The organism is Dulcicalothrix desertica PCC 7102, assembly GCF_003991905.1.
Classification (GTDB): Bacteria; Cyanobacteriota; Cyanobacteriia; order Cyanobacteriales; family Nostocaceae; genus Dulcicalothrix; species Dulcicalothrix desertica.
Genome location: NZ_RSCL01000015.1, coordinates 185,232 through 197,457, shown reverse-complemented (window position 1 = coordinate 197,457; position 12,226 = coordinate 185,232). Strand labels below are relative to the sequence as shown.

11 protein-coding genes are annotated in these 12,226 nt (G+C 38.2%); 4 read left to right on the top strand and 7 right to left on the bottom strand.

The window, feature by feature from the left end; genetic code table 11:
- Position 1: 1 nt before the first annotated feature.
- From DSM106972_RS29415 to DSM106972_RS29400, 4 genes are all read left to right on the top strand, one after another.
- Entirely contained in the window at positions 2–1,234 is a 1,233-nt protein-coding gene (locus tag DSM106972_RS29415; protein WP_127084022.1) for a DUF1822 family protein, read from the top strand.
- On the top strand, positions 1,231–3,603 hold the full coding sequence (locus DSM106972_RS29410; RefSeq protein WP_127084021.1) for a CHASE2 domain-containing protein: 2,373 nt from the start codon (positions 1,231–1,233) through the stop codon (positions 3,601–3,603). Before DSM106972_RS29415 ends, DSM106972_RS29410 begins: the two co-directional genes overlap by 4 nt.
- 152 nt (positions 3,604–3,755) lie before the next feature.
- Positions 3,756–4,580, top strand: coding sequence for a DUF928 domain-containing protein (locus tag DSM106972_RS29405; RefSeq protein ID WP_233787924.1), 825 nt, complete (start codon positions 3,756–3,758; stop codon positions 4,578–4,580).
- Positions 4,581–4,707: 127 nt separating this feature from the next.
- Positions 4,708–5,121 (top strand): secondary thiamine-phosphate synthase enzyme YjbQ, encoded by a 414-nt coding sequence (locus tag DSM106972_RS29400; protein ID WP_127084020.1) that lies wholly within the window; start codon positions 4,708–4,710, stop codon positions 5,119–5,121.
- 5 nt (positions 5,122–5,126) lie between these two features.
- Here the strand turns inward: DSM106972_RS29400 and DSM106972_RS29395 are convergent, their stop codons facing one another.
- From DSM106972_RS29395 to DSM106972_RS29365, 7 genes are all read right to left on the bottom strand, one after another.
- Complete coding sequence (locus DSM106972_RS29395; protein ID WP_127084019.1) at positions 5,127–5,897, bottom strand: ZIP family metal transporter; 771 nt, start codon at positions 5,895–5,897, stop codon at positions 5,127–5,129.
- Positions 5,898–6,103: 206 nt separating this feature from the next.
- Positions 6,104–6,286: a hypothetical protein gene (locus DSM106972_RS29390; RefSeq protein ID WP_127084018.1), complete on the bottom strand. Its 183-nt coding sequence runs from the start codon at positions 6,284–6,286 to the stop codon at positions 6,104–6,106.
- Between the two features lie 178 nt (positions 6,287–6,464).
- Positions 6,465–7,787 (bottom strand): DUF58 domain-containing protein, encoded by a 1,323-nt coding sequence (locus tag DSM106972_RS29385; RefSeq protein WP_127084017.1) that lies wholly within the window; start codon positions 7,785–7,787, stop codon positions 6,465–6,467.
- 41 nt (positions 7,788–7,828) lie between these two features.
- Positions 7,829–8,779, bottom strand: a complete 951-nt coding sequence (locus DSM106972_RS29380) for an AAA family ATPase (RefSeq protein WP_127084016.1) — start codon at positions 8,777–8,779, stop codon at positions 7,829–7,831.
- Positions 8,780–8,834: 55 nt separating this feature from the next.
- A complete protein-coding gene (locus DSM106972_RS29375) occupies positions 8,835–9,959 on the bottom strand; it encodes a DUF4350 domain-containing protein (RefSeq protein ID WP_127084015.1) in 1,125 nt (374 codons plus the stop codon).
- Positions 9,960–9,980: 21 nt separating this feature from the next.
- Positions 9,981–10,586, bottom strand: coding sequence for a DUF4129 domain-containing protein (locus DSM106972_RS29370; RefSeq protein ID WP_127084014.1), 606 nt, complete (start codon positions 10,584–10,586; stop codon positions 9,981–9,983).
- Positions 10,587–10,603: 17 nt separating this feature from the next.
- Positions 10,604–11,953: a pentapeptide repeat-containing protein gene (locus DSM106972_RS29365; protein ID WP_127084013.1), complete on the bottom strand. Its 1,350-nt coding sequence runs from the start codon at positions 11,951–11,953 to the stop codon at positions 10,604–10,606.
- Between the last annotated feature and the right edge of the window lie 273 nt (positions 11,954–12,226).

Below are 12,226 nucleotides of genomic sequence, written 5' to 3'. Positions count from 1 at the left end.
TATGAGCTACAACTTTAGTGAGTTACAAACCATTTACCCTAACCAATTATGGTTAGAGTTATCAAACCAAGCACAAGAAGATGCATGGAAACAGATTTATTCACAGCATTATTCTAATGATGCTGCACGATGGCGAGCATTTTTAAATTATCTATCTCTAAATACCCTTTCAAATTGGTTAAAGGATGACCCAGAATTTAGTAACGTCATCAAAATTCCCAGTTTGGATGATTTGGCAACGTATTGGGAAGTAGTCAACGGATGTGCGATTACTGTAGACAATACTAAATTAGTATTGATACCTAGCGATAAAAGTAATCCATTGGAATTTGAAGTTTCAGCAGAATGGGTTAATATTCCCGATTGGGCCGGAGAATATTATTTACATGTACAGTTAAATCTAGAACAATCATGGTTACGAGTATGGGGATATACAACCCACGAACAACTTACCCAGTATGCGACGTTCAACCAAATGACTAGGACATACTGTCTAGAAAGAGAGTCTCTTATTGAAGACTTAAATGTGATGTGGGTTGCACGTGAGTACTGTCAACAACAACTACACTTCAAACCTTTATTAACAACCTCAAATGCACAAGCAACACAATTACTAAATATATTAAGTCAGTCGAATATCCACTCCCCCCGTTTATATGGAAATTTTGACGAGTGGAGTGCTTTGATTGCATCCAATACACAGAGACAAGAATTATACAAAGCTAGGCTTAGTAAACTCAGTAATACTATTCAGCCAAGATTTACTAATTTAACTCTATGGTTAGAAGACATTTTTGAAACTGGCTGGCAGCATGTAGATGCTTTGTTAAATCTACAGCAAAGAACTTTAGCTGCTCAATTTAGGCAAGATACTGCTTTGACTCCTCATCGTACTCAAGGCGCCAAGTTAATCGATTTAGGAATGCAATTAGGTAATAAAGCTGTTGTACTATTAATTGGGTTATCACCTGAGATAGATGACAAAGTAAATATTCGCGTGCAATTATATCCTACAAGTGGAGAATATTACTTACCCGCAAGTATAAAACTTTCCTTATTATTGCCTTCAGGTGCTGTTGTTCAAGAAGTTGTTTCTAGAAACCATGACAATTACATTCAATTAAAAAGATTTAAGTTTCCTTTAGGAAAATCTTTTAGTATTCAATTGGTGTTGCAAGATGTCATTATAAAAGAGGATTTCATGCTTGATGCACTCATTGGCAAGTCGCCATGAATAAGTTAGTAGTATTAAATTTGGGTAAGGGTAATTTCAGACAGGGTTTTTCGACTGTTACAATTCAACTATGGGAAAATACAAACGCACCAACACAAATGGTGGGTAGTTTGCCTGCTGCACCAGAAATTTCTGAGTCATATAGACGTTGGCAGCTACTTTATTGTTTGCTTAACGAAGCGCTTTACCACGATAGAAGTTGGCGAAAGTTAAGAAATTATGACATTTATGCCAATGATTTTGACGTAGAGGTTGAAGAAGAAGATGTTACAAATGTTTCGTTAATGGAATTCAGTAGCTTATGTGAAGAGTTGCAGCATCATATTAATTTATGGTTTAAATCTTTATCATTTATACACGTCAATCAAAAGTTACGCACAAAACTGGCGCCGAGTGATGAGATAAAATTTATATTTGAGACAGAAGACGAAGAAGCTCGAAAAATACCCTGGCATTTGTGGGATTTTTTTGAAGATTACGTGAATGCAGTAGCTTGTCTGAGTACTTCACAATTTGAATATCTTCAACCAAGTGCAAAAAATCCAAATCGTCCAATGCGGATTTTAGCAATTTTGGGAAACAGTGAAGGAATTGACGTAGAAAAAGACCGAGCAATTTTAGAGCTTATAAATGCACAAACAGTATTTTTAGTGGAACCCAAACGTCGAGAGTTAGATTACTGGCTCTGGGATAAGCAAGGATGGGATATAATATTTTTTGCAGGACATAGCTCTAGTCAATCGGATGGCGAAACGGGTACAATTCAAATAAACAAGACAGATACTTTAACGATTTCGCAACTAAAAAACGGTTTACGAGCAGCATTATCTAACGGTTTAAGTCTAACTATATTTAATTCGTGTGATGGTCTTGGACTAGCACGTGATTTAGCATCGCTACACATTCCGCAAGTTATAGTAATGCGTGAACCAGTTCCAGATATTATTGCCCAAGCGTTTTTAAAGAATTTTCTCGAAGCATTTGCAACTGGTAAGTCTTTGTATATGTCGGTGCGAGAAGCACAAGCAAGGTTACAAGGATTAGAAGATGAATATCCCTGTGCGAGTTGGTTACCTGTAATATGTCAAAACCCAGCAGCAGCACCATTGATTTGGAGAAGCAAATTTTTTGTACATAAACCGAATTTACCAAGAAAGTTTTTATTTACAGCATTACTTCAAGTTAGTTTACTAGTAAGTAGTGTAGTAGTAGTCGCACGCAGTACCGGAATTATAGAGTCATGGGAACTTTCAGCTTTCGACAAAATTATGCGTAGTCGTCCTGCTGAAAAACCCGATAATCGAATTATAGTTATAACGGTGACTGAAGCAGATGTTCAAGCTCAAAATCCCCAAGAAAGACGAGGGTTGTCTTTATCTAACAGAACTCTCGCTGCTGTTATGGAAAAGATACAGCAATTTAAACCTCGTGTAATAGGTTTAGACCTTTATCGGGAGAACCCCGTAGAAGCTAATTTCCCAAACCTAGCAGCAGTTATGCGAAGTGATAACTTTATCGCTGTTTGTAAAGGAGGTGAAGATAATGCAGACCCAGGAGTTCCACCACCACCAGAGACTTTACAAACAAGTGTTGGTTTTACTGATGTAGTCCCTGACCCCGACACTATTTTACGTCGTCACCTGTTAGCAATGGCGCCTCCAACTGCTAAAAACGCTAAATGTAAAACAGATAAATCTTTTAGTTTCCGAGTTGCGACCCGTTATCTAGCGAGTGAAAATATTGGTTCCAAGCTAACTCCAGACAAAAATTTAGTTATCGGTAATACAGTCTTTAATAACTTACAATCAAACAGTGGCGGCTATCATGATATAAATAATCAAGGGCATCAAGTAATGTTAAACTGGCGTGCTGCCAATCCATATATTAGAACATTTACTGTCCAAGATGTATTAAATAACAAGTTAACGTCAGATTTAGTAAAAAATCGTATAATTCTCATTGGTACAACCGCCGACAGCTTTAATGACCTGCGTTGGTCTACACCTTACACAAAAGGAAAATGGCCTCACTCTCAAATTGCGGGTGTGGTTGTGCAAGCACATATGATTAGTCAAATTTTGAGTGCAGTGTTGAATAATCGTCCTTTATTGAATGTACTGCCAAAATGGAGCGAATATATTTGGATATGGTCTTGGGCAATAGTAGGAGCAGCAATAGCTTTAACTATACAATCAACACGGCGCCTAATTTTGACGGCAGTGATTAGCTGCGGAGTGCTTTATGGTGTTTGTCTTTACATATTTATATTAGGTATTTGGATACCCTTAGTACCATCGATGTTGGTTTTGTTAGGAAGCACTGCGAGTTTGAAAGTCTATAAAAACCGAGAAACCGGGTTTCTTCGTTGAATATTGTAATAAAAAAGACAATTTTGCTTAGAAACCCGGTTTCTTCTTAAGTAATTACGCATAAAATAATGTCTTAATACAGATAAAAGTATATAACCAGATGTATTTCTTTACTTAGACAAATGCAAAACACAAAGTATAAGGTTAATACTATGCCTGTGCAGCAAATACTGAAAAGCTTTTGTCTAAAAAGCTGTAAAACCGTCATTATTAGCTTATTGAATTTGATTGTTATGTCATATTTTATGCCCGCAAAAGCACAAATCAATCAAGTCGAAAGCATTAGTAGCACACAAGTATTTTTTAATACAAATGAGCCAGATGGTTCAAGCCAAGGTAGACCTAGTGGCAGAAGGGGGACTGGTAGTCGTGGTGACTGTCCATCTGTAGAAATGCCATTAGAAGCTTTAATACCAAATAATCGCTCAGGGTTGGTAATAGAAGAAAATCCGACTCTATGGTTTTACATACCTTTTAAATCAAATCAAGTATCAGCAGGTGAATTTTCGTTGCAAGATGAGGAAAAAAACGACGTGATGCGAACTTCGTTTCCTGTACCCACTCAACCTGGTATTTTTAGCTTGAAATTAAAGACAGCAAAACCCTTAGAAATTAATAAAACTTACACATGGTACTTCAAGCTTTATTGCCAAAACAATAGTACATCAAAATCATCCATACCCAGCTTTGTTAGCGGTTCACTCAAAAGGGTGGCGCCGGATGTAAAATTAGAACAACAGTTAAAAGCTGCCACCACACCACGAGCAAAAATTGCAGCATATGCTCAAAATGGTATATGGTACACAGCATTGAGCGAGTTAGCTTTACTTCGTATTGCCGAACCACAAAATACAACCTTCCAGCAAGACTGGCAAAACCTATTAGCCTATGCCGGATTAAAATATTTAGCAAATAAACCAATTTTCGGTGAACTCAAAATCGAACAACAAAATGCATCCAACTTCCCCATAAGATAAAAATCTTGCAAAATAAAAATCTTGTGGGATAAAATCTTGTGGGATGCAGTCTTGTGGGATGGGCATCCTTGCCCGTCCCAACACATATCAATATTATAATATATAAAAGATTATCCACTCTTAAGCAATGTCTCACTATCAAAAATTACTCAGAATTTCTACCAATGCAAAATCGCTACGTAATATTACATCAAATATTGCCGAGATAGTAGCCGAATCAAAAGTAGATACAGGACTTTGCACCCTATTCTTACGGCACACCTCAGCAAGCTTAATTATCCAAGAAAATGCTGACCCCGATGTATTAAAAGATTTAGCGAACTTTATGGCGAAGTTAGTACCCGAATCAGCAAAATATATCCATGACGCCGAAGGTCCCGACGATATGCCAGCACATATTCGTACTGCTATCACTCATACCTCAGAACATATCCCCATTAACCGAGGACAACTAGTATTAGGCACATGGCAAGGAATTTATATTTGGGAACACCGTCAGCACAATCACGTTAGAGAATTAGTTGTTCATATATCTAATTAATTCCATTATCCAAGCGCAATATCTAAAAACATCATTACAACAAAGCCTACCATTACACCAATTGTTCCTTCTTTCTCTAAACCTTTACGATGAGACTCTGGTATAATTTCGTCGCTAATTACAAATAACATGGCGCCTGCAGCAAATGCCATTGCCCAAGGTAAAACAAAGTTAGCTATACTGACTACCGAGGCGCCAACTAAACCACCAATAGGTTCAACCAAACCTGTTAATAACGAAATCCATAACGCATAACCTCTAGAATATCCTTCAGTAACTAGCGATAACGCCACTACTAAACCTTCGGGAATATTCTGTAAACCAATACCCATCGCCACAGGTAAACCATCTTTTATATTGTTATTACCAAAATTTACCCCCACAGCTAGCCCTTCAGGGAAATTATGAATCGTAATTGCAGCAATAAACAACCAAATACGCTTTAAACTCTCTCCTCCACTTTCTTTCCCTTTAATAAAATGCTCGTGAGGCAGCAGTTTATGCGCTAACTGCAAAAACAAACCTCCAAACAATATTCCTACAACCATTATCAACGCTGCATAAGCCTTAGAGTAACCAAGACTCATCGCCGCTTCTGTTCCTGGCAGCACTAAAGAAAACGATGTTGCCGCTAACATCACTCCCCCACCAAAACCCAGCATTATTCCTTGCACCCGTTGTGTCAAATTAATTGGCAACAATATTGGCAAGGCGCCGATAAATGTTGCAAGTCCCGCACCTAAACTAGCAAATGTACCTATAACAAGATTACTCATATCTAAAGATTTATCTTCACCAATAAATCATACTCGATATGACTATGACTTGCAACTTAATCAATAACCATTCCTTGTAGCACAGGCATACGAACGGTACAGTAATTTATCTAAATTTCCTCAAATTTATCGAATATTTACCAGGTTGCATGGAAGCATGAAGCGAGCGTGTATGCGCGACCTGGGATAAAAGGCGACTACTTCGCTCATGACTCCGCATTCCAGCTTTGAATTAGCTCGTTTAATGCGTTTCGCGCTTTATCCTGCCAGCCAGGGATTGATTTTAATTTGGTCGCTAATTCTTTGTCTACCCTGAGTGACACAGAGGCGGTCAATGGTTGTTCTTTTTCTGTTGTAAAACCATATTTATTATCTTTCTGGAATCTCATTGACTTGTGTTGTAGTAGTGTGTACTCTAACTATAGCACTAATTCAGCAGAAGTCAATTGTACGGTTGTCAACAGGTTTTAATTAATCCAACTGTGGATTTAAAAGCTGTGCTTGAGTTTATTTGTGAGGCATCGCTCAGGTCTTAATGAATCTCAGTCAATGCGCGTGCTGAGAGATTCAAAGTTGATTACGAGCTTTGAGTTGTAAATATCTTTCGACTAACTCATCACTAATTTGATTTGCTGGTGCGTCTAACACCAATACACCACGACCTTTAAGCTTGGCAAATGCAACTTGGCGTTGTGCCATCAAATCTAAAGCAACAGCGCGGGTATAGGCGCCTTGAACATCTTCAGTAAAAGTACGAGCAATAATATCAACTTGAGGGTCACGCAAAGCCACGCAAAATGATAGATAGCGGGGTGTAAGTCGTGATAGGGCACTTAATAATTCAGCGGAAGCAGTGGTATCAATAATATCGGTAATAACAACAATTAAACAGCGTCGAGTTTGTTTTTGGACGACATGAGTAACTGCACCAACATAATCGGATTCTAAAAGTACTGGTTGAATAGGAGTTAAACGGTCGATAAGATGGCTAAGGTGATGTTGTCCACGTTCAGGAGAAATCCAAGTATGAATTTGACGGTCAAATACACCCACTCCAACTTTATCACCACGATTTAACCCAGCCAACGCCAACGATAAAGTTGCATTTAAACCCCAGTCAAACCTTTGTAAACCCTGAACTTGCGCCGTCATCAACCGACCTCTATCAAGCAAAATTAACAGCGTTTGTTCTTGTTCTGGTTCTAAAACCCTTACAAGCGCTGATGTATTACCACTGGCGCCAACACGTCTTGCAGTTGCCTTCCAATCAACTAACCGCAAATCATCACCACTACGATAATTTCGTAACTCCGAAAACTCTGTACCAATACCTAACTGTCGAAATTGCCGCATTGACCCAGAAGATTGTAGCGTCAAACGTATTGAAAGACTTCTTAACCCAATTAAATCAGGATAAACCTTAACTTTTAAACTTTGCGGAACTTTCCAATTATCCCATGCTAAACCCCAGGCGCCAAGTTGACGTATTTGAAGATTTCCCCAATCAAATTCTCCCCTTTTAGTCGGAAACGCTGTATAAGTTACTTCACTAGTAGTATTTTTTTCTACTTTAATACGAAGCAAAGACTGATTAAGATTAACAGTATTTGGATAATAATCGCAAACTTTAATAATTGTACTAGTAGTAGATTTTACTTCTAACTTAACAGGATTATCACGTCCTATTGATAAACGTGGAGGTAACTCGCGCCTAACATCAACACGAGAACGACGCACACGTAAACTATCAATAATCATTAAAGTTAAGATTACTGCATCATAGAGTAAAATAACCGCTATGCCAGTCGAGACTTTAGTAAAACTCGCAACAGCAGGGGCAAGTATAATCCCCAAAGTCAACAATAAATAAACCTTTCTAGTTGGAATCATTTATGAAAGTTAGGAGTTAGGAGTTAGGAGTTAGGAGTTAATTATCTTGGAACTGGAACTTTGTTTAATATGGAGGCTATTACACCATCTATTTGTAAACCATCAAGCATAGCTTCGGGTTTTAAAATAAGTCTATGGCGTAATAATGGGAGTGCGGCAACTTTTACATCATCTGGGGTAACAAAATCTCTGCCAGCAAAATACGCTGATGCTTGCGATGTTTGTAACCATAAACCCGCAGCACGTGGGGAGGCGCCTAAATTTAAATCAGGATGCTGACGTGAGGCGCCGACCAAAGCCAAGATATAATCAATAATAGCTTCAGAAACCTTGACAAGTTTTACAGCTTGACGTACTTCTAAGATTTGAGCAACAGTAGTAACAGGTTCTAACTTAGCGATATCCAAACGACGTGCAGCAAACCCAGCTTTACGATTTAATAGCATTTGCTTTTCGGCGCCAAGTTCAGGATAATCTACAACCAGTTTGAATAAAAATCTATCTAACTGCGCTTCCGGTAAAGGATAAGTTCCTTCAAATTCGAGTGGGTTTTGCGTAGCAATTACCCAAAACAAATCAGGAAGTGGTAAAGTCTCACCATCAAGCGTCACCTGCATCTCTTCCATAGCTTCCAAAAGTGCAGATTGAGTTTTAGGAGGAGTACGGTTAATTTCGTCTGCAAGCAATACCTCTGTAAATACAGGCCCCTTTTTGAGCGAGAAGCTACGAGTATTCAAATCAAATATGTTAGTACCAGTAATATCACCAGGCAAAACATCGGGTGTTAACTGAATACGGCGAAAATCAGCCTTAATTAATTGAGCCAATACCTTAACTAGTAAAGTTTTACCAGTTCCTGGGACACCTTCTAAAATAATATGTCCCCCTGATAACAAACCTATCAAAGTTTGCTCAATTAACGTAGACTGGCCAACAACAACTTGATTAAGTGCGTCTTTTAAACGGATTAGAACAGGATTCATTTGATTCATGCAAAATAAAGTTATTAATGTAGAGACGCGTAAACCGGAGGTTTTCCCGCAGGGATTAATCACGTCTGTACTTACGTATATTGCCCCATTTTCTTAACCAAGCTATCAAATCTTTTTCACTCAGGCGCCGTTGTCCTTGTTGAGATTGTACACGCAAGGCAGATTCTACATCTGACCCAGCACCAAACTTATTTTGCCATACACTTAATAACTCCTCAGAGTCGGGTGCTGTAATATCAATAAGATTTTTCTTACCTAAACCCAGATTAAGTGTCAGTTGATTTATTTCTTCCTTACCAACCATCTCTACAACAAAGTCGGTAGAGTCAGCTTTTTGTAAAACTGCGGCAAGTGCTTGAATGTAAGCTTGACTGTTATCTACTTTTGGTGCTTCCAAAGTAGCTATTTTACCAAAACGACGATTTTGTGCAAATATTAGTACTAGCAGCAAAATCCCAGCTTGAATAAATGCTGTAAAAATAGGTTTCTGAATAAAGTAAGTTTGAATATTTCCTTCACCTTTAGCTTCTTTAATATCTTTATCTTTATAGCCATGTATATACTCATCTATATATATTTTCCTTTTATTATTATCACTAGCTAGCTGCGCTAAAAACTCAAAATTTCCAGGTTCGTTTTGATATGCATTAGCTGCCAGTTCAGGAGTCACAGAATATATAACCTTACCTTTACCATATCTTGCTTGCCAAACAATGGCGCCTCTATCATCGCTTAATAATGGCTCTACTTCCGATTTTGAGAAAGAAATTTTATACCGTTTAGTAGTATCTATTTTTACATTACCTGCACTTGACTTATGAATTGTACTAAAATTTGCTCCTGTTGCTTTTCCGGTGTAATCTAAGACAATGAGATTATTGCCTTTTTCTATCCAACCTTGTAGTTCATATTCTGGAGCAACGCCAAATTGAGGTGGGTTTACTTGCAAAAGAGTTACAAGGTCTTTTTTAGATTTAATATCTATAGCAGGTCGCTGCCAACGTTCGATTTTGCCTCGACGCTGCATATAATTATACCAGGCGCCATAACCTTCAGGCGCCCGATTATAAGTAGAACCATTATTAAGTTTGCCACCACTCGGAGCAGCAAACAAAGTTATAAAAATTAAAACTCCAAGAATAATTAGAGAAAATATAGTTAGGCGATTTGGACGTTTCATGTATTTAGTTTATTGTTTAATTCATTCTTGCGTAATTTCTTTATATGCTTCTCGACATTGTTCATAGTTGACTTGCGCTGCTTCCATTTCATCAAAACATATTTGTTCGTGGGTTGTAATTAGCGTTTCGTATGGCTGCATAGAAGAATTAGATAATCGCAATATTTGTAAATACTCGCCATCGGTGCGGCTTTTTTTATGAGGCAATGTATTTTTTTCATGTAAAAATTGTAAAAGCGCCAAGTATAAACATTTACAAGCATCACGATACTTACCCTGCCTATAAAATTCTTGCGACTGCGATAACAAAGCTGCTGCTGATATTTGCTGCTCGTTTTTTTGACTACGAATATCATTCGATTGTGCTTCGTTTAACCAAGCGTATAAATACGGGTTAAATTCTTTCCACAGGCGCCACATTAACCACAAAGCAAAAAAACTAACTGCTACCCAAAATAAGAAATTAAGCAAGTTTAAAAACCATTGGCTAAATCTTAAACCTTGAGACTTATCAGGTGTAGGAGGGTCAAAGCGAGAAAGAAAATACTCAATAGATTCTCCCACTCGCTTTTGAAACAGATAAAACTGCCAACCTAGACTATTAGTTTCAAATTCTGATGCGGACATAAGAAAGAGAATGAGAATTATTTTTCTAATTTATTAGGGATACCTTCGCAACCACCAGGAATTGTGCCGCGAGTTTTTTCGCCACCCCAAGCACAGCAGTAATAGCGTACTTGTTCAGACATACGCTGAACATTAGTAAAGTCAACGTCTTGAACAACCGCACCAGTATATTCACCAGTTTGGAAATTGGGAGGGTTAACTCGACTGCGTGGTGATGCGGTTTCGTGAGAACCGTAAAACAAACGTGTTGTTTTTAAGTCAGAATTTCTTAAGCTAGCTTCGTATAAAATAGCACGCGATAAGTTTGCTTTGACTAAATCACAACCACTAAGGTTAGCACGTACAAGGTTCGCTTCAGAGAGGTCTGTCCATCGTAAATCTGTACTAGAAAGGTCGGCGCCTGCTAATGTTACGCCAAGGTCGATAACACGCTGTCCAAAAGTACGGTCTTCAGCATATCCTCCACTACCATCGAGTATTGGGCGTCCGAGAGTACGGTCGCGTTTAAGTGGAGTTAGCAATCTTGAACGAGATAAAAAGCGAAGTATTTTAGCTTTGCCACTACCATCAACGCTACTAAGAATAGCAGCAGTACGTCCTTCGGCAATTGCGCGTTCTTGGGGCCAATCTTCGAGCAGTCCTTCTTCGTTAAGTACTAAATCGGAAATACCTTGGAAGTAGGAGTCAATAGTTTGCTGCTGAGTAATAATATTTTGTTGAACTGTGAGCAAATTTTGTTGAATAGTCAAGTCTTTAGAAATAACATACTGGCGCCAAGCGACGTAAACAGCAATTATAGCGATAGAAATTTGTCCCAAGGCGCCAAACCATTCCCCTAATGCTCCTGAAGCATCCCAGTTAACAGTTTTCCCCCAACGTAAAATATCATCACCCACGCCTGTAAATTTAATGGCGCCTATTATACCTATAGTTAATACTAAAATACCAAATAGAACAGCACGTTCTTGAGGTGAAAACCATTCCGCAAAGACTTCTCGTAACCACGGAAAAAGTATTGCGAGCGATAAAGCTAAAGTAGCAACGGTTCCAATGGCGCCAATAATCCAAATATTTGAGGCAAAACCAATAAAAATCAAGCCTACAGCTACAAGAGATAATAAAAATGCCCGCCTTTGGACTACTACAAGCTTATTTGAGCGTATTTCTACATTAGAGTGCGATTGTTTTAGAGCATTTGTACTTTGTTGAGATTGTAGAGAATTAATTACAGCTAGAGCTTGCTGTGTAACAAGTCCTTCTGAGGTAAGACCATTTTCGCTGGCGCCGTTAAAGTCGTCCAGTTGTAATTTGTCTTCAGACGCTTGCTCAGATGAATGGGATGAGTTGGAATTGTTATCAATTGTCATGCTTAGTATGGGTGCCGTATCGACTCCTTAAACGATATTTATCCTATGGTATCTGCTGCACGGTGTGTAACGGTAAGAAGCATTAATCATTTTCTGGTACATGGTAGAGAAACCCGGTGTCAAACGGCATACCACATTTAAAGCCGGAAGTGTTAAAAATTTTACATTAATTTGTATATTTTTATAAATTTTTCTTTAAGAGGGACAAAAGGTAATATGATTTTACAGTAAAGAAATAATTGCATAAAAAAAAGCGACATTTTTTGTTAGCTT